General features: G+C 67.8%; 15 protein-coding genes. 3 read left to right on the forward strand and 12 right to left on the reverse strand.

Features of this window, described 5'->3' with window-relative positions; all coding sequences use genetic code 11:
• Positions 1–10 precede the first annotated feature (10 nt).
• The 3 genes from ACAM58_RS02435 (at position 11) to ACAM58_RS02445 (ending at position 2,619) form a co-directional block, all read left to right on the forward strand.
• On the forward strand, positions 11–889 hold the full coding sequence (locus ACAM58_RS02435) for an acyl-CoA thioesterase II (protein ID WP_012745522.1): 879 nt from the start codon (positions 11–13) through the stop codon (positions 887–889).
• 362 nt (positions 890–1,251) lie between these two features.
• Positions 1,252–1,965, forward strand: a complete 714-nt coding sequence (locus ACAM58_RS02440; protein ID WP_018903941.1) for an SDR family oxidoreductase — start codon at positions 1,252–1,254, stop codon at positions 1,963–1,965.
• Positions 1,966–2,010: 45 nt separating this feature from the next.
• Positions 2,011–2,619 (forward strand): methyltransferase, encoded by a 609-nt coding sequence (locus tag ACAM58_RS02445; protein WP_369664043.1) that lies wholly within the window; start codon positions 2,011–2,013, stop codon positions 2,617–2,619.
• An 11-nt stretch (positions 2,620–2,630) separates the two neighbouring features.
• Here ACAM58_RS02445 and ACAM58_RS02450 read toward each other — a convergent pair whose 3' ends face one another.
• From ACAM58_RS02450 to ACAM58_RS02505, 12 genes are all read right to left on the reverse strand, one after another.
• On the reverse strand, positions 2,631–3,362 hold the full coding sequence (locus ACAM58_RS02450; protein ID WP_369664044.1) for an ABC transporter ATP-binding protein: 732 nt from the start codon (positions 3,360–3,362) through the stop codon (positions 2,631–2,633).
• Positions 3,359–4,114 carry an ABC transporter ATP-binding protein gene (locus ACAM58_RS02455; RefSeq protein ID WP_369664045.1) on the reverse strand — a complete coding sequence of 252 codons (756 nt, stop codon included), beginning with the start codon at positions 4,112–4,114 and terminating at the stop codon, positions 3,359–3,361. The genes ACAM58_RS02450 and ACAM58_RS02455 overlap by 4 nt, the downstream gene beginning before the upstream one ends.
• Positions 4,111–5,094, reverse strand: coding sequence for a branched-chain amino acid ABC transporter permease (locus ACAM58_RS02460; RefSeq protein ID WP_369664046.1), 984 nt, complete (start codon positions 5,092–5,094; stop codon positions 4,111–4,113). Before ACAM58_RS02460 ends, ACAM58_RS02455 begins: the two co-directional genes overlap by 4 nt.
• Positions 5,091–6,011 (reverse strand): branched-chain amino acid ABC transporter permease, encoded by a 921-nt coding sequence (locus ACAM58_RS02465; protein WP_278880557.1) that lies wholly within the window; start codon positions 6,009–6,011, stop codon positions 5,091–5,093. The genes ACAM58_RS02460 and ACAM58_RS02465 overlap by 4 nt, the downstream gene beginning before the upstream one ends.
• Entirely contained in the window at positions 6,008–7,216 is a 1,209-nt protein-coding gene (locus tag ACAM58_RS02470) for an ABC transporter substrate-binding protein (RefSeq protein ID WP_018903945.1), read from the reverse strand. The genes ACAM58_RS02465 and ACAM58_RS02470 overlap by 4 nt, the downstream gene beginning before the upstream one ends.
• Positions 7,217–7,410: 194 nt before the next feature.
• Positions 7,411–7,650, reverse strand: coding sequence for a F0F1 ATP synthase subunit C (gene atpE / locus ACAM58_RS02475; protein WP_012745530.1), 240 nt, complete (start codon positions 7,648–7,650; stop codon positions 7,411–7,413).
• Between the two features lie 387 nt (positions 7,651–8,037).
• Positions 8,038–12,771 (reverse strand): RICIN domain-containing protein, encoded by a 4,734-nt coding sequence (locus ACAM58_RS02480; RefSeq protein WP_369664047.1) that lies wholly within the window; start codon positions 12,769–12,771, stop codon positions 8,038–8,040.
• A gap of 125 nt (positions 12,772–12,896) precedes the next feature.
• On the reverse strand, positions 12,897–13,748 hold the full coding sequence (locus tag ACAM58_RS02485) for a class I fructose-bisphosphate aldolase (RefSeq protein WP_369664048.1): 852 nt from the start codon (positions 13,746–13,748) through the stop codon (positions 12,897–12,899).
• A 44-nt stretch (positions 13,749–13,792) separates the two neighbouring features.
• Positions 13,793–14,773 carry an aldo/keto reductase gene (locus tag ACAM58_RS02490; protein WP_369664466.1) on the reverse strand — a complete coding sequence of 327 codons (981 nt, stop codon included), beginning with the start codon at positions 14,771–14,773 and terminating at the stop codon, positions 13,793–13,795.
• Between the two features lie 5 nt (positions 14,774–14,778).
• Positions 14,779–15,795: an ABC transporter permease gene (locus tag ACAM58_RS02495; protein ID WP_369664049.1), complete on the reverse strand. Its 1,017-nt coding sequence runs from the start codon at positions 15,793–15,795 to the stop codon at positions 14,779–14,781.
• Entirely contained in the window at positions 15,792–17,321 is a 1,530-nt protein-coding gene (locus tag ACAM58_RS02500) for a sugar ABC transporter ATP-binding protein (RefSeq protein ID WP_369664050.1), read from the reverse strand. The genes ACAM58_RS02495 and ACAM58_RS02500 overlap by 4 nt, the downstream gene beginning before the upstream one ends.
• Positions 17,318–18,358: a substrate-binding domain-containing protein gene (locus ACAM58_RS02505; RefSeq protein ID WP_012745536.1), complete on the reverse strand. Its 1,041-nt coding sequence runs from the start codon at positions 18,356–18,358 to the stop codon at positions 17,318–17,320. Before ACAM58_RS02505 ends, ACAM58_RS02500 begins: the two co-directional genes overlap by 4 nt.
• Positions 18,359–18,423: the final 65 nt, after the last annotated feature.

The raw sequence follows: 18,423 nt of genomic DNA on the forward strand, positions 1-18,423 counted from the left end.
TCTTCCTCCGATGACCACCGATCCCGCCACCGCCGCCCGCCTTGTCGCCGAACTCGTCGCGCTCATGCAGCTCGAGCCGCTCGGAGGCGACAAATTCCTGGCCCAGAGCGAAGACATCGGCACGCCCGCCGTGTTCGGCGGCCAGGTGCTCGGCCAGTCGCTCGCGGCCGCGAGCCTCACGGTGGGCGCCGACCGGCCGGTGCATTCGATGCACGCCTACTTTCTGCTGCCGGGCGAGCATGCGCCCATCGAATACAGCGTGGACCGCGTGCGCGACGGCCGCAGCTTCACCACGCGGCACGTGGTGGCGCGCCAGCAGGAGCGCATCATCTTCGAGATGTCGGCCTCGTTCCAGACGGTGGACGACGGCGTCGAGCACCAGTTCGCCATGCCCGCAGTGGAGGGCCCCGAGGGCCTCGCGAGCGAACTCGACCAGCGCCTCGCGCTCGGCGAGCGGCTGCCCGAACGCTGGCGCATCAAGGGCCTGGAGCCGCACGGCATCGAATACCGCGGTGTCGAGGCCGACGACCTGCTGGCGCCGGCGGTGCGCTCGTCCGAAAGCGCGATCTGGATGCGCGCCATCGCGCCGCTGCCCGACGACCCGGTGGTGCACCGCGCGCTGCTGGCCTACGCCTCCGACCACGGCCTGCTGCGCGCCGCGATGCTGCCGCACGGCCTGAGCTTCATGAGCGGCCAGGTGCGCCCCGCGAGCCTCGACCACGCGATGTGGTTCCACCGCGATTTCCGCATGGACGACTGGCTGCTCTACGTGCTCGATTCGCCAAGCGCCAGCGGCGCGCGCGGCCTGTGCCGCGGCAGCCTGTTCACGCGCGACGGGCGGTTGGTGGCTTCTACGGCGCAAGAGGGAATGCTGCGGGTCAAGCGCTGAGGAAGTATTCGATGCTGCTGTTCAGGGCGGCGCTCCCGCCGACGGGGTACCTTGCTCCGCGAATGTCCCCCGGCCTTCGGCCTCCTCCTTTATTTCGCTGCGCAAGGCACCCCATCAGCGGGAGCGTGATCAGAGCACTAGTTGATCAGCGATACACCAGCGGCGTGCCCAGGTGCACAGAGCATCGGGTGCTCCCCGCAGCGAAATAAAGGAGGAGGCCGCAGGCCGGGGGACATTCGCGGAGGGGAGTACCCGGTGATCTGTGCACGCGCCCTGAACAACGGCGCCCGAGCCCAGCCCGTGCAAGCCCTCCGAATCCTTGGCTAAATGCGGGTCTCGCATGAAATGAACCAAGGACCCACATGTCTTCCGAAGCACAGAAAAAAGTAGCCATCGTCACCGCCGGTGGCAGCGGCATGGGAGCGGCTGCGGCGCGCAAGCTCGCGGATGACGGTTTTCGCGTCGCCATCCTCTCGTCATCGGGCAAGGGCGAGGCGCTCGCCGCCGAGCTTGGCGGCATCGGCGTGACCGGCTCCAACCAATCGAACGACGACATCAAACGGCTGGTCGACAAGGTGACCGACACATGGGGCCGCGTCGACGTGCTCGTCAACAGCGCGGGCCATGGTCCGCGCGCGCCGATCCTCGACATCAGCGACGAAGACTGGCACCGCGGCATGGACGTCTACCTGCTGAGCGCGGTGCGCCCCGCGCGGCTCGTGGCACCGCTCATGGTCAAGCAGGGCGGCGGCTCGATCATCAACATCTCCACCTTCGCCGCCTTCGAGCCCGACCCCGTGTTCCCGACCTCGGGCGTGTTCCGCGCCGGCCTCGCGGCCTTCACCAAGCTCTTCGCCGACAAATACGCCGCGCAGAACGTGCGCATGAACAACGTGCTGCCCGGCTTCATCGACAGCCTGCCCGAGAAGGCCGAGTTCCGCTCGCGCATTCCGATGGGCCGCTACGGCAAGAGCAGCGAGATCGCGGCCGTGATCGGCTTTCTCGCATCCGAAGGCGCGGGCTACATCACGGGGCAGAACCTGCGCGTGGACGGCGGCATCACGCGCTCCGTGTAGTGTGGAGCGCTTAGGTAACTTTCCTCAGAAACTGGAAAGGCTCCCATGAACATTCCCGACCTGGCGCAGGAGAACATGCGCCGCACCATCGAGTCCTACGAAGCGTCCGCCTGCGAATACAACGCGATCGTGGCGGGCCACCGGCCGGTCGAAATCGAGGATGCGCTGCGCCGGATGATGCAGCTCGTGCCGGCCGGTGGCAGCGTGCTCGAGATCGGTTCCGGAACGGGGCAGGACGCCGACTTCGTCGAGGCCCTGGGCGGGACCGTGAGGCGCACCGATGCGGTCCAGGCCTTTCTCGACCTGCAGGCGGAGCGCGGCAAGAAGGGCGAGCTGCTCAACGTCGTCACGGATGCGCTGGGCGGGCCCTACAGCGCGATCGTCGCGTTGTGCGTGCTGATCCATGTCGACCGCGCGCAGATCGCGCCGGTCCTGCGCAAGGTGTTCGATGCGCTCGCGCCCGGCGGGGTCTTCCTGGCGGCGATGCGCATCGGCGAAGGCGAAACCAATGGCGACTACCAGACCGTCTACTGGGCGAAGGACCGCTTCGCCGAGCAGCTCGAGGCGGCGGGCCTGCGCATGCAGTGGGAGAGCCAGTGGATCGGCCGCGGCAACGTGGCGTGGGCCAACTTCCTGGCGCTCCGACCGCTGTAGCGAACCGGGATCTACACGCCCAGGTAGCGCGTCCAGAGCGAGCGGTCGGCGTCGAGCGCGGCCGAATCGCCCTGCCACACCACGCGTCCGCGTTCCAGGATCACGTGGCGGTCGGCCAGCGGCAGCAGGCGCTGCACGTACTTGTCGACCACCAGGATCGCCTCGCCCTCGGCCTTGAGCGTGGCGATGCAATGCCAGATCTCCTCGCGGATCACCGGGGCCAGGCCCTCGGTGGCCTCGTCGAGGATCAGCAAGCGCGGATGCGTCGACAGCGCACGCGCAATCGCCAGCATCTGCTGCTCGCCGCCCGAGAGCTGGTTGCCCGCGTTGGCCTTGCGTTCCGCGAGGCGCGGGAACAGGCCGTAGAGCGCCTCGACCGTCCAGCGCGGCGCGCTGCCGGGGCGCGGCCGTGCGAAGGCGCGCAGGTGCTCGTCGACGCTGAGATTCGGAAACACATGGCGGCCCTCGGGCACGATGGCCACGCCGCGCCGTGCAATGGCGTCGGGCCTCATTGTCTTGTGTGGGCCGCCGATCGCATCGCCGCTGAAATGCACGCTGCCGCGCATCGGTGCCAGCGTGCCGGTCAGCACCTTCAGCAGCGTGCTCTTGCCCATGCCGTTGCGGCCCAGCAGCGCGAGCACTTCGCCCGCGCCAATACGCAGGTCGATGCCGAACAGCACCTGGCTTGCGCCGTAGCCGGCCTCGACGGATTTCGCGTCGAGCAATGTGGTGGCTGCGTTCATGCGTGTCCTTCCGCTTCCGTACCGAGGTACACCGCCTGCACATCGGGATGCCCGCGCACTTCGTCGGCCGTGCCGCTCATCAGCACGCGCCCCTGCACCAGCACCGTGAGCCGGTCGGCCAGGCGGAACACCGCGTCCATGTCGTGCTCGATCAGGAGGATCGCCATCGATTCGCGCAGCGACTCGATCAGCTCCACCATGCGCGCCGATTCGTCGGGGCCCATGCCGGCCATCGGCTCGTCGAGCAGCAGCAGCTTGGGTTCGGCCGCAAGCGCCAGCGCCACGTCGAGCGCGCGCTGTGCGCCGTGCGGCAGGGTGCCCGCGATGCGGTGGCGTTCGCTGCCGAGGCCCACGCGGTCGGCCAGCGCCACGGCGCGTTCCACCAGGCCGCGTTCCGTCGCGCGCGGCGACATGAAGCGCAGGCTGCTGCCCGCATGGGCCTGCGCCGCGAGCATGAGGTTGTTGTGCACGGTTTCCTTGGCGAAGACGCGCGTCACCTGGAAGCAGCGCGACATGCCGGCCGCCACGCGCTGGTGGTCCTTGAAGCCGGTGATGTCCTTCTCGTCGAGCAGGATGCGCCCGGCGTCGGCCTTGAGCAGCCCGGTGATCAGGTTCACGAGCGTGGTCTTGCCCGCGCCGTTCGGCCCGATCAGCGCATGCACTTCGCCGCGCTCCACGGTGAGGTTCACATGGTCGGTTGCGAGCAAGCCGCCGAAGCGCTTGACCAACCCTTCGATTCTGAAAAGGCTCATGTCTTGCTCCCTCGCCCCTCTGGGGAGAGGGCCGGGGTGAGGGGCAAGCGGCGCTTGTACAAAGCTGCGAGCCCTTTAGGCGCCCACAACGCAACAGCAATCAACAACAGCCCCAGCGGCATGTGCCAATGCTCCGTGTGCTGCTTCAACGCTTCCTCGAGCACCAGCCAGACCACGGCACCCACCGGCCCGCCCCAGCTGCGTCCCAGTCCACCGATCACCACCATCACCAGCAGCGTGGCCGACTGCGTCCAGTGCATCGTCGCCGGGCTCACGAAGCCATTGCCGCCCGCGAGCAGCGCGCCCGCCAGCCCCGCGATGGCGCCGGCGATCGCAAAGGCCACGAGCTGCAGCTTGAACACCGGGTAGCCCAGTGCCCGCATGCGCGTCTCGTTGTCGCGGATGCCCATCAGCGCATGGCCGAAGCGCGATTGCGTCGCGCGGTGCAGCCACCAGAGCGCGAGCGCCACGATGGCCAGCACGACCCAGTAGAAGTTCGATTCGTTGCCGAGGTCAAGGCCTGGCAGCAGCGTGGGCCGGCTCATCAGCGTGTAGCCGTCGTCGCCGCCATAGCGGCGCAGCGACACCACCACGAAGTACAGCATCTGCGCAAAGGCCAGCGTGGTCATGATGAAGTAGACGCCGCGCGTGCGCAGCGCCACCGTGCCGATCAGCGCCGCGACGAGGCCGGCCACCAGCGCGGCCAGCGGCCACATCACCCATGCGGACACCACGCCCGCATCGCTGAGCGCCACCACCGTGTAGGCGCCCATGCCGATGAAGCCCGCATGCCCGAGCGCCACCATGCCGCCGAAGCCCAGGATGAAGTTGAGGCTGGCAGCCGCCAGCGCCACCACGAGCACGCGCCGCACGAAGCCGATGTAGAACTCGAGCCCGAACAGCGGCGCGACCAGCGGAAAGGCCGCGAGCAGCAGGAGGAGGAGCAGCCCGAGGCCGAGAGAGCGTGAGGACAACTTCATGACCGGGCGGAGAAAAGGCCGGAGGGCCGGAAGATCAAAACGACGACCATCAGCGCGTACATCGCGACTTCGGCGAACAGCGGGCCCAAGTCGGCGGCCGTGGCCGGCGGCAGCGTGGCGCGCAGCAGCATCGGCACGAAAGCGCGTCCGACCGTGTCGACCACGCCCACCATCAGTGCGGCCACGAAGGCGCCGCGCACCGAACCGATGCCGCCGATCACCAGCACCACCAGCGCCGGAATCAGGATCGCCTCGCCCATGCCGACCTGCACCGCGACGATCGGCCCCATCAGCGCGCCGGCCAGCGCGGCCAGCGCCGCGCCGAGCAGGAACACGCCGTTGAAGATGCGGCCCACGCGCACGCCCATCAGCTCCGCCATCGGCCGGTCGGACGCGCCCGCGCGCACCCGCATGCCGATGCGCGTGTGGTTGACGAGCAGGTAGAGCGCGAGTGCCACCAGCAGCCCGCCCGCGAGGATCACGAGCCGGTAGGACGGGTAGGGCAGGCCGTCGACCAGCTCGATCGGCCCCGACAGCGCGGCCGGCGTCGGCGCCATCACCGGCGACGGGCCCCAGGCCATCTTGACGATGTCGTCGGCCACCAGGATCACGCCGAAGGTGGCCAGCACCTGCGCCAGGTGGTCGCGCGTGTAGAGGCGGCGCATCAGCAGCACCTCGAGCAGCAGCGCCACCACCACCGTGACCGCCACCGCGATCACGATGGCTGCCGTGAACGAACCGGTGCGCGTGTGCGCCTCGGCCGCCACGTACGCGCCCGACATGAAGAGCGAGCCATGCGCGAGGTTCAGCACGTCCATGATGCCGAACACCAGCGTGAGCCCCGCTGCCAGCAGGAACAGCATCAGCCCATAGCCGAGGCCGTTGAGCAGCTGCTCGAGAACGAGGATGCCGCTCACTTGAGGGGACACTTGTCGGCGTACGAGTCGCCGTAGTTCGTGAGAACCGTGTTGATCAGCTTGTTCGTGACCTTGCCCTGTGCGTCCTTGCCGATCACGCGCAGGTAGAAGTTCTCGACCGGATAGTGGTTGTTCGCGTACTTGAAGCTGCCGCGCGTGGATGCGTAGTTGGCCTTCTTCAGTGCGGCCACCACGGCTTCGCGGTTCTGGGCGTTGCCGCCCGATTGCTTCACGGCCGCATCCATCGCCAGGATCGCGTCATAGGCCTGCGCCGCATACACCGACGGGTAGCGGCCGTTGTATTCCTTGCGGAACGCGGCCACGAAGGCCTTGTTGGCAGCATTGTCGAGGTCGTGCGCCCAGTGCGAGGTGTTGAACAGGCCCAGCATCGGTTCGCCCACCGCGCCGATCACGTCCTCGTCGGCCGAGAAGCCGCTGGTCACGAGCGTGATGTCCTTCGACAGGCCCGCGCCCACGAACTGCTTGATGAAGTTGATGCCCATCGCGCCGGGCAGGAAGAAGTAGATGGAGTCGGGCTTGGCCGCGCGCAGCTGCGCGAGCTCTGCGGCGTAGTCGATCTGGCCGAGCTTGGTGTAGAGCTCGTCGGCCACCTGGCCCTTGAACTGGCGCTTGAAGCCGCCCAGTGCATCCTTGCCCGCGGGATAGTTGGGCGCGATCAGCACGGTCTTCTTGAAGCCGCGGTCCTGCGCGAACTTGCCGGCGGCCTCGTGGAACTGGTCGTTCTGGTAGGCGGTGCCGAAGAAATACGCATTGCACTGCGCGCCCGCGAACTGGCTCGGGCCGGCATTGGCCGAGAGGTACGGCACCTTGGCATTGAACAGCGTCGGGCCCACGGCCAGCGCCACGTTGGAGCCGATCGGGCCGCTGAAGAGGTCGATCTTGTCGCGCTGGATCATGCGGTCGACCAACTGCTTGGCCTGGTCGGGGCTGCCGGCCATGTCGGCCTGCACGAACTCCACGTCCTGCCCGCCGAGTTTGCCGCCCAGCTGCTTGATGCCGAGCGCGAAGCCGTCGCGCGCCTCGGCGCCCAGGGCCGCGAACGGGCCCGAGATGTCGAGCGCCAGGCCCACCTTCACGGGCGCGGCCATGGCCGATGCCGCGCCACCAAGGGCCGCGCCGCAGAGCAGCAGCGAAAGCAGGGTGCGCGGCAGCAGCGCGGGCGACTTCGGGGACGGGTGGCTCATGGATTCTCCGGCAGAGGAAGGGTGAAACGGCGCCCCGGCGCCGCGCCATGCAGCACCGAAGACGTCGAACCGTTGATAGCTAAATACTTTAACCATAAACAATTCGCTGTCAACGGTACTAGCACGAATGGTGCCAATGGTCCGTGCCGCTTCCTGGTGCGCGGGGCCCGTTTCGGTGGGCCTTTTCGCCGGCTTCAGCCGAAGGGATTGGCCGTTGCAAACCACAGGCCGATGCCGGTGGCGATGATGAATGCGCCGTCGGTCACGCCCGCCACCAGGAAGAACTTGGTCTGCAGCGTGTCGACCAGTTCGGGCTGCCGCGCCGTGCTCTCGAGGAACTTCTGCCCGACCAGCCCGATGCCCAGGCAGGAGCCGAGCGCTGCCACGCCGATGAGCAGGGCGACTGCGAGGGGAAGGATGTTGAAGCCGGTCATGGTGTTTTCTCCAGTGGTTGATCGATGGAGGTACTTTCCCAGAGCGGGTGCGTACGGTCGATGACGTGGGAGGTCATGTTTGGGATGAATCGGGGGTGCGCTCCCGCCGACGGGGTGCCTTGCTCCGCGAATGTCCCCCGCCTTCGGCTCCTCCTTTATTTCGCTGCGCAAGGCACCCCATCGGCGGGAGCGTGTTCAGAGCACTCGTTGATCAGCCGCGAACCGACAGCGTGCCCGGTGCGCAGGGCATCGGGTGCTCCCCCGCAGCGAAATCAAGGAGGAGGCCGCAGGCCGGGGGACATTCGCGGAGGGGAGTACCCGGTGGCCTGTGCACGCGCCCTGGACAACAGCGCCCTGAACAAGAGCGCCCCGAAACAAAAGCAAGCCCTAAGGCAGCTGCGTCCAGTTCTGGTTGTTCCCTCCATTGCAGGTCCACGTGATCAGCGCCGTGTCCTGCGTCGTCGAGCCGTTGGGCACGTCGAGGCACGAGCCCGAGGCGCGGTTGCGCAGCGTGCCGCCGGCCAGGCTCCACTGCGCCGTGTTGCCCGCCGTGCATGCCAGCTGCACCACCGGCGCGTTGGTCGTCGCGGTGCCGTTCTGCGCCAGGCAAAGGCCGCTGTGCTCGGCCACCAGCTGCACATAGCCGCCCGTGACCGACGTGACCGTGAACTTCTCGTGGCTCGCCGTGCCGCAGGGCCACTGCACCGCCACCGTGCCGCTCGCCGTCGCCCCGCCCTTGATGTTCACGCACATCGTCGGATTGAGGTCCGAGCGCAGCCGCGTCACCACCGCCGGCGCCGTGTCCAGCGAGCGCACGTACTCGCGCAGCGCCACCACGTCCGTCGGCGGCAAGCTCGAGGCATTGCCGTGGCCGCTGTTCAGCACGTCCTGCAAGGTCGCGGCCTGCCCGTTGTGGAAGAAGGCCGTCGTGTTCCAGGTGCCCGAGAGCGTCGGCGTATCGAAGCCCAGTCCCGCGAGCGGCTGGTTGTGGCCCTTGCCCGACGAGAGCTGGATCGTGCCCACGTCGTGCCGCAGGCCGTCGCGCAAGGTGCCGCCGGTGTGGCAGGTGGCGCACTGTGCCGTGTTGAACACCGTCTGGCCGCGCGCCGCCTCCACGCTCAGGCTGCCGTCCGCCGCACGCGCCGGGCTGCGCATGTACTTGTTCAGCGAACTCAGGTAGGCCGCAAGATCGTCGAGCTGCGCACTCTTGCCGGCCTTGGGCGCGCCCAAGGGGTCGGCCGTGGCGGCGAAATCCGCATTCGTCAGAAAGCCCGTGCCGCCGAACTCGTTGCGGATGTCGTTCTCGAAGTCCTGCACCTCGTCGAAGTTGGCGGTCCAGTGCATCTTGCCGTGGCCCGCGCCGCGCCGGCCCATGAGGCTGATGGTGCGTCGCAGGCCCTCGCCGCGCTGCGTGAAGTCCCACACCATGCCGTCGTCGCCGCCGTCCGCATGGCAGCTCGCGCAGGAGATGTAGTTGTCCTTGCTCATGCGCCGGTCGGAGGCGTTGTAGAACACCTGCTTGCCGCGCAGCGCCGCGGCCGCCATCGGCTCCTGCGCGACCGTCGCCACGTTCTGCAGGAAGGTCGCCGCCGCCGATTCCGACGACAGCACCAGCGACACGTCGTGCACCGACACCGACCGCGCAAGGAAGTTGTTGACGAACAGCCGCTTGCGCGCCGCATCCAGGTACAGGCCGTGCGGCGCACTGCTCGCGTTGATCTCGCCGCGCACGGCCCGGCTGTACGGGTCGACGATGGCGACGCGGTTGCCTTCCATCTGCGCCACGAAGAGGTAGTCGCCGGGCGGAGAGAACAGCGCCGCGCGCGCCGGTGCGCGGTCGTCGAAGTCGATCTGTTCGCCGAACACTTCCGCGGCCGCTTGCAGGTCGACCTGCGAGAGGATGGAGCGCACGCTCTGGTCGTGCGTCAGGTCCACGCCGTCGCGGAAGCGGCCGCGCACGATGTTGTCCTTCTTCGACGGCAGCACCGCGCGCCGGCCATCGGGCGAGATCACCACCTGGCTCAGGTAGTTGGCCACGCCGCGCGCGCGGCTCTCGGTGTCCACCGTGGTGGTGTCCACCGGCAGCGCGATGGTGGGCATTGCGCTCATGCTCTGCAGGTTCACCTTGTGCAGCTGGCCGCCGGTCAGCTTCGACTTGAAGCGCGTGACATAAGCCACCTGCGCATCGGAGCTCACGGCAATGCCGCGCAGGCTGCCTTCGAGGGCGACGGCGCCGGTGGTGGCGCCGTTGCTTGGGTCGAAGCTCATCAGCACCGACTTGCTCTCCAGCGTCAGCAAGCCCTTCGCGCCGTCGGGCGTGAAGGCCACGCCGTAGGGGCCGCTGCCGTAGGCCAGCGGCACGGTGGCCGAGAGGCTGCCGTCGGCCGCGCTGAGCGCCACCAGCTTGTCCTCGCCCTGCACCGCGACCCAGATGCGCCCATCCGGGCCCACGGCCAGTGTCTTCGGCTCGTCGCCCACGCGCACTTCCCAGCGCTTGGCCAGGGTCTGCGCGTCGATGGCGGCGACCGTGCCGCTGTCGGGGTTGAGCGAGTAGACCGAATTCGCATCGCCTGCGATGTTGGTCGTGTGCGTGGGCGCCCGCGCCGTGACCGGGACGATTACCGTGAGGTTGTAGGTGTAGAAAGTCTCGCGGCCGCTCGCGTCGCGCACCGTCAGCGTCGCGGTGTAGTGCCCCGGCCGTGTGTAGGTGTAGGTGTAGCGCGGCTGGGTGGAGTAGGCCGTCTGCGTGCCGTCGCCGAAGTTCCAGCGGAACTGCGCGCCGCTGCTGCCGAGCGTGGCCGGGTCGAACACCAGTTGGCCGTTGACGATCTTCGGACCGCCGCCGATGCCGGGGTCGCCGATGATCGCCTGCCCGCGCAGCGTGGCCACCTCGCCGTCGGTGAGCACGCGGCTGTACACGCGCACTTCCGCCAGCGTGCCCTTGAACAGGTCGGCATTGCCCTGGATCTGGCCCATGACCTGGAACTTGTTCGCGAGCCCTTTGGTGCCGGTGAGGCCCGTGGAGCTGGTCTTCACGCCGTCCACGTACATGGCCTGCGCGCCCGAGGCCGCATCGCGCGTCATCACCACGTGGTGCCAGTTGCCGTCGTTCACCGCCGCCTGCGAGCGGGTGCCGGGGTTGTTGGTGGCCTTGTTCGCGACCGAGAGGTTCATGAAGCCGCTGCCGTCGATCCAGCCCCAGAACACGTCGTCCGCTCCGCTGGCCTGGTCGCGCCCGAAGATGCCCGGTGCGGTCCATGGGTTCGCGCTGCCGGCCTGCGTGGTCTTCATGTAGAAGCTCAGCGACGCGGTGCCGCCGAGCACGGTGGCGACGCTGTCGTTCTTCAGCGGCACGCCGGCGGTGCGGTTCGCGAAGCTCATGCCGATGCTTTCGAAGGTATCGCCCGACGCCGGCGTGCCGTTGTTGCTGCCGATCGGGTCGGAGAGGTTGCCGGCCAGCGTCCAGTAGTGCTGCAGGTTGATGTCGGTCGCGTTGCCGGTGTTGAAGGTCGACTTGAAGTCGGCGCCGATGGCATTGCCCGCATAGTCCTTCACGCCGTTGGCAGGCAGGAACACTTCATAGCTGGTGCCCGGTTGCAGCGGCTGCTCCGGATGGAAATTGATGATGCCCAGCTGCACGCTGTAGGTGCCCGCCAGCGTGTTGCCGCCCACCGGCCGCACGATGAAGGTGTTGGCGTTCACGCTCTCGGGGCGGATGTTGTCCGTCATGCCCAGGCCGATGCGCGAGCTCAGGGCCTGCTGCTTCGCGCCGTTGGCCGGCGAGACCTGCTTCACCTCGGGCCGGGTGGTGTCGGGGTCCACCGCATGCACGACGAAGCCGCTGCCCGAGCCGTGGTCGTTGCCCACGAAGACCAGGTTGCCGAACATCGCGACCTGGCCGTTGTCCGAATGCGAGTAGTTCGGGTCGTCCTCGCGCAGGATGCTGCCGCGGCCCACCTCCACGTGATTGAGCGGATTGCTCACGTCGACCTTGTGGATGCGCGTTTGCGCGCCCTGGATCACGTAGTTGTCCTGCGTGGCGCAGTACAGCTGTTCGTCGATGACCAGCCGGTTGTCCTCGGCCACGAAGCGCGAGCGGTCGGAGAGGTCGTAGCTGTACATCTTCGCGCCGCTGCCGCGCGTCGAGGCGTGCAGGTTCCTGCCGTCGAAGCAGGTGGCGTAGTAGAACGGCGTGGTGCCCACGATGGAATCGAGCACCTTGGGGTTGAGCGGGTCGGAGATGTCGAGGCTCGCGAACCCGCCGTTGCTTTCCATCGCGGTCAGCACCATGTGGTTGCCCATGGTGAAGATCGGACCGATCCGGAAGTTGCCGAGTTCGCCCGTGGGCACCGGGTTGGGCTTGCCGGCGCCGCGGTTCGCAACCACGGCGTTCGCGGGGTCCCGGGCATCGACGATGAAGATGCCACGGCCCGCCGAGGCCACGTACAGGTAGGGCGCCTGCCACCAGAGCTGCCAGGCGACGTTCTCGTAGTCGCCGGCGTTGACGCCGGGCAGCGCCAGCTTCTTCACCTGCTTGATGTCGTTGATGTCGGTGAAGTCCCAGAACTCGACGCCGTTGATGCTGGGCAGCACCACGTACGTCTTGCCGCCGATCTTCGCGGTGCCGAAGGAGTGCGTCTCGCGGAACTCCTTGGTGCGGCCACCTGTCGCGTCATCGGGTTCGTAGATCTTCTTGACCAGCCGGATCTGGCGCGGGTTCGACACGTCGTACAGCAGGAATCCGCCCGGACCCAGGCCGCTGTCCGGCGCGAAGGAGGTGAGGAAGTAGCCGTTGACCATGATGCCCGCGTTCATGCCGTAGTCCTTGCGGCCCGGGTACGTGGCGGGCACCTCGCGCGACTCGTAGGCACTGCTGTGCGCCGGGTCGAGCGGGTGCGCAAGGCTCGTGATCATCGACACCGGCTTGAACAGTTCCGCCGATGTGTAGCTGAGGTTGCCTAGGCCCGGCCCCTGCAGCGGGAGCGGGTCGGCAACGGCCTCGGAAACCGCCGTGGCCATGTTGCCGAGGGTGGTCATCGGGCTGACCCCGGTGATGGCCGCATGCGTCAGCAATGTGACGAGCGGGGCCAGGAACGCCATCAGGAAATACCGGATCTTCATCGTCGCCTCCAGGTTGTTGGAAAGTCGCAGGGCAACCCATTGCTCGATCCCTCTCCAGTGCGCGCGCAGGACGCACCCCGGCTGGCGACGGGTGCATCGCCTGCCGTGCTGATTTCTTGTTTGTCTTACTTCGCGCCGTCCGATTCGTAGAGCGCCCAGGCCGCCTCGGCGCTCGCGCCGCGGTGGATCATGGCCATCAGCGCACTCACCACGGCCGAGGGGTTGGCGTGCTGGTAGACGTTGCGTCCGTACACCATGCCGACGGCGCCCTGGTCCAGCAGCACGCGAGAGCGCGCGAACACCTGCTGCAGGTCTTCGCGCCCGCCGCCGCGCACGAGCACGGGGCAGCGCGCGGCCTGCACCACGCGGTGGAAGTCCTTCGGGTCGCTGGTCGGGTCGGCCTTGACGATGTCGGCGCCCATCTCGCGCGCAAGGCGCACCAGCGTGACGATCTTCTCGGCATCGCCGTCGACCTGGTAGCGGCTGCCGGGCGTGGGCGACTGCATCACCAGCGGCTCGATCATCAGCGGCATGCCGTAGCGGTCGCAGTCGGCGCGCACGCGCGCGATGTTCTGCACGCACTGGCGGAACAGGTCGGGCTCGTTGGGCAGCATGAAAAGGTTGACCACCACGCAGGCCGCATCGCGCTGCACGGCCGGCAGCACCGGGTCATGCTCGTTCTGCAGCTGGGCCCACATCACGCGGTGCAGCGTGGCGTTGTAGGGGTTGCCCATGTCGATGCGCATCACCAGCGCGGGCTTGTTGCGCCCCGGGCGGTCCTGCAGCAGGTCGGACTGGCCGTAGTTGAGCTGGATCGCATCGGGGCCGGCGGCCAGGAGCTTCTCCATGACCTGGGGCATGTCTTCCAGGCCGTCGAGAAAGGAGGGCTCGTTGCACACGCCGTGGTCCAGGGCAATGTCCAGGCAGCGGCCGTGGGTGAGCAAGCGGTTGAGCCGCGCTGTCTTGTCTTTCGACATCGGAAAGAACTCCTTGTAGGGGATCGGAAAAAAAGAAGCGAAGCTCAGGCGAGCGCGCCCAGGTGGCGGCTGGCCGCGGCGTCGATCAGCCGCAGGGCGTCGTCGCCCAGCGCGACCGCGCCGGCGCCGGCGTTCTCGATGGCCTGCTGGCGCACGCGTGCGCCGCACAGCGCGACAGCCACGGTGCCGCGCGCGACGGTCCACGCGATCATCATCTGGCCGAACGAGCAGCCGAGCTTTGCGCGCATGGGCTCGAGTTCCTCGAAGAAGGCCTTGAGCGTTGCTCGGTTGGCCGAGCTGAAGCGCGGATTGCTCGCGCGCTGGTCGTCGCCCTTGAACTCGCGTGCCGGATCGATGGGCCCCGCGAGCAGGCCGAGCGCCAGCGACGAATAGCCGAGCACCGCCACGTTGTGCTCGCTGCACAGGGGCGCGAGCGTCTGCTCGATCTCGCGGTCGATCAGGCTGTAGCGCTCCTGCGCCGCATCGACCGGACCGTGGCGCAGGTATTCGGCGAGCGTCTCGGGGCTCACGTTGCTCACGCCGATGGCGCGGATCTTTCCCTCTTTCTTGAGCGCAAGCAGCGCGTCCATGGTCTCGGCCACGGGCGTGGTGCTGTCCTGCCAGTGCGTGATGTAGAGATCGATGTAGTCGGTCTGCAGGCGCTTCAGGCTCTCTTCGCATTCATGGAAGATCGACTCGCGGCCGAGGTAGCGGTACACGGGATGCCCGTCTTCCTCGAAGAAGTGCGTGCCCTTCTGCGTGTGCCACACCAGCCCGCACTTGGTGGCGATCACGGCCTCGTGGCGGCGCCCCTTGAGGGCAGTGCCCACGATGCTTTCGGAGCGCCCCAGGCCGTAGGCCGGCGCGGTGTCGATCAGGTTCACGCCCGCATCCAGCGAAGCCTGGATCGCCGCCTCGGCCGCCGCGTTGTCGCCGCCGCCCCACATCCATCCGCCCATCGCCCAGGTGCCCAGGCCAATGGCCGAGCATTCGATGCCCGAGGGGCCCAGCGCCGTCTTCTTCATCGTCGTCATCGCGTTGTCTTTCTCGTGTTCAGGAGGTGGTCGATGGTCACGGCCGCGAGCAAGATGAGGCCCTTGATCACGTCCTGCCAGTAGGGCGACACGTCGAGCAGGATCAGCGAACTGGTCACCACCGACAACAGCGCGAGGCCCAGAACCGCACCCAGCACGGTGCCGGAGCCGCCCTTGAGGCTCGCGCCGCCGATCACCGCGGCGGCAATCACGTTGAGCTCCATGCCCACGCCGAAGGTGGGCGTGGCCGCGCCGAAGCGCGCCGTGTAGATCACGCCGGCCAGGCCCGCCGATGCGGAACACAGCACCGTGACCCAGAACTTCACGCGCCCCACGCGGATGCCCGAATAGAGTGCGGCCTTCTCGTTGCTGCCGGTGTAGAAAACGCGCCGCAGCAGGGTCGAGCGGCGCAGCACGAAGTCGCTCACCACGACGATCGCCACGAAGATCAGGATCACGGCTGGAACATCGAACAGCGTGCCCTGCCCGATGAACTTGAACTCCGCCGGCAGCGAGAACAGCGACTGCGGCGTGCCCTGCGTGAGCGCCAGGCACAGCCCGCGCACGATCACCATGAAGGCCAGCGAGGCGATGAAATGGTTCAGCCCGATGCGCGTGACGCAGCCGCCGATCATCGCGCCGACCAGCCCGCTCGCACCGATGGCCACCAGGCTCGCGATCCAGGGGTCGACGCCCATCAGGAACAGCTTGCCCGTGACCACCATCGCAAAGCAGACCACCGAGCCCACCGACAGGTCGATGCCGCCGACGATCAGCAAAATGGTCATGCCCACCACCACGATGCCTTCGATCGAGAAGGACAACAGCATCGCGCGCACGTTGTCCCAGGTGAGGAAGTAGGGCGATGCGAAGCTCATCGCCACGCACAGCACCGCAATGATCAGCAGCAGGCCCATCTCGCGCATGCTCGTGAGCTTGCTGGCGGGCTTCACGGGGCCGTCTCCCGATGGGCGCGGTGCCAGGCCCGCATCGAGTTGTGCCGGGTAGTTCATGCCATCTCCTCCTGTTCGCAGAGTCCGGAGGCCAGCCGCAACAGGGCCTCCTCCGTCATGTCGTTGGAATTCAATTCGCCGGCCAGCCGGCCGTCGCGGACCACCAGCGCCCGGTCGCACAGGCCGATGATCTCGGGCAGCTCCGAAGAGATCACGATGACGCCAACGCCCTGGTTCGCGAGTTCGCGCAGGATGTGGTGGATCTCCGACTTGGCGCCCACGTCGACGCCGCGCGTGGGCTCGTCCATCAGCAGCACCATGGGGTTGGTGGCCAGCAGCTTGGCAATCGCCACCTTCTGCTGGTTGCCGCCCGACAGGCTCGACACTTCGATCGCCACGCCGTCCGATTTGAGCTTGAGCCTGGCGCCCAGCTCGCGGGCCAGGCGGTGTTCGGCCGCGCGCTGCAACAGGCCCCAGCCGGAACTCACGCGCCGCAGCGCCATCGACGAGATGTTCTGAGCGATCGGCAGGTCCAGGTAGACGCCCGCCGCCTTGCGGTCTTCGCTGAGGTAGGCGATGCCTTCGCGCAGCGCGTCGCTGTACTTGCGGATCGCGAGCGCCTTGCCGTGCAGGCGCAGCGTGCCGCGCGTGGCGGGGCGCAGGCCGCAAATGGTCTCGGCCAGTTCGCTGCGGCCGGCACCCATGAGCCCGGCAATGCCGAGGATCTCGCCGCGCTGGAGCGCAAACGAGATGCCGTGCACGCGCTCGCCGTCGGCAATGTCCACCGCTTCGAGCACCGGCCCGGACGGTTCGGTGGCCTCTTGCTTGGGCGGGTAGTAGTTGCCGAGGTCGCGCCCCACCATGCGGCGCACCAGCTCGTCGGCGCTCAGGCCGGCCAGCGGTCCGCTGTGCACGTTGCGCCCGTCGCGCAGCACCGTGACGCGCGAGCAGTGCGTGAATATTTCAGCCATGCGGTGGCTGATGTAGATGATGCCGATGCCCTGCGCCTTCAGGTCGTGCAGCACGCGAAAGAGCGCGGCCGACTCGTTGTCGGTGAGCGCGGCCGTGGGCTCGTCGAGGATCAGCACCTTGCAGTCGAGCGTGAGCGCCTTGGCAATCTCCACCAGCTGCTGGCTCGAGATGCTCAGCTCGCGCACCGGCGTGGCGGGAGCGATGTCCTGCCCGAGCCGCGCCAGCACCTGGGCGGCGCGCGCGTTCAGGCTGGCGTAGTTCATCCACGCCTGTTTGCCGGCGTTGATCTCCGGCATGAAGATGTTCTCGGCCACGGTGGCGTCGGCGCACAGCGCGATCTCCTGGTGCACCAGGCCGATGCCCAGGCGCATCGCATGCGCCGGGCCGTCGATCACCACCTTCTGGCCGTTCAGCAGGATGTCGCCTTCGTCGGGGCGGTGGATGCCGTCGATGATGTTCATCAGCGTCGACTTGCCCGCGCCGTTCTCGCCGCACAGCGCGTGGATCTCGCCCGCATGCAGCGAGAAGTCCACGCCCGAGAGCGCGCGCGAAGCGCCGAAGCGCTTGCTGATGCCGCGCAGTTCGAGCAATGCAGAAGAGCCCACAGCGCTCACTCGCCGATTCCCTTGGTGCCGCGGCGCGCGAGGTACTTGTCCCAGTAGAAGTCGTCGGCGTTGGCCTTGCTGACCACCGACAGGCCGTTGTCCAGGAACGGCACCGACATCGGATTGGTGCCGTTGCGCTTGGCGTCGTTCATCGGGTCGATGAGCGAGGGGTTCTTTGCCAGGAACAGCATCATCATGCCCATGTAGCCCTGCATGCCCTGGTTCGGGTTGATGGCGCCGAACACGTCGCCGGCCTTGATCATGTCGAGGATCTTGGCGTTAACGTCGCAGCACATCACGCGGATGTTCTTCTTCGATTCGATCTTGGCCTGCGCGGCACCCAGCGCCGAGTTGGCCTCGGGCATGAACAGCGCACCCAGGTTCGGGTTGGCCTGGGCCAGGCTCAGAACCGCCTGGTAGGCCTTGCTCGGGTCCTGGTTGCTGGCGGCGCGGCCGACCAGCTTCATGCCCGCATGCTTGGTCTTCATGCGGTTGACGAAGGCCGCGATGCGGCGGTCGTGGTTGTCCTGGCCCGGGTTCTCGAGCACTGCGTATTCGCCCTTGCCGCCCAGCGCCGCGGCAATCGCGTCGGCCGCCTGCGTGCCTTCGCGGTCGTTGTCCGAGGTGACGAAGGAGGCGCGCTTGGAGTTGGGCGAGTCGGCCGCGAAGGTCACGACCGGGATGCCCATGGCCACCGCCCGGTTGATCGGCTCGATGAACGGATCAGGGTTCATCGGGTGCAGCAGGATGCCCGCGGGCTTGCGCGCCAGCTCCTGCTCGAACGAGGCCAGCTGCTTGTTGACGTCGTACTCGGGCGTGCCGGTGTAGCGCGTGCGCACGCCCAGCGTGCGGCCCAGCTGCTTCATCATCTCGTAGACCGGAAACCAGTATTCGACGCCCGACACCATCACGTTCATCACGTAGACGTCGCTCGCGTTGCCGCGCAAGCCGGTGGCGGCGGGCGTGGGGGTGGATTGCGCAAATGCGCTGGTGCCGGCCAGGCCGATACCGGCGGCCGCCGCGGACTTCAGGAAATTTCGCCTCATCTTGTGTCTCCTCGCGTTGACTGGCAGAGCTTGCGACCTGCCTTGGGGGCGCAGATCTTCGGACC

The sequence above is a fragment of the Variovorax sp. V116 genome, from assembly GCF_041154435.1.
Lineage (GTDB): Bacteria > Pseudomonadota > Gammaproteobacteria > Burkholderiales > Burkholderiaceae_C > Variovorax > Variovorax paradoxus.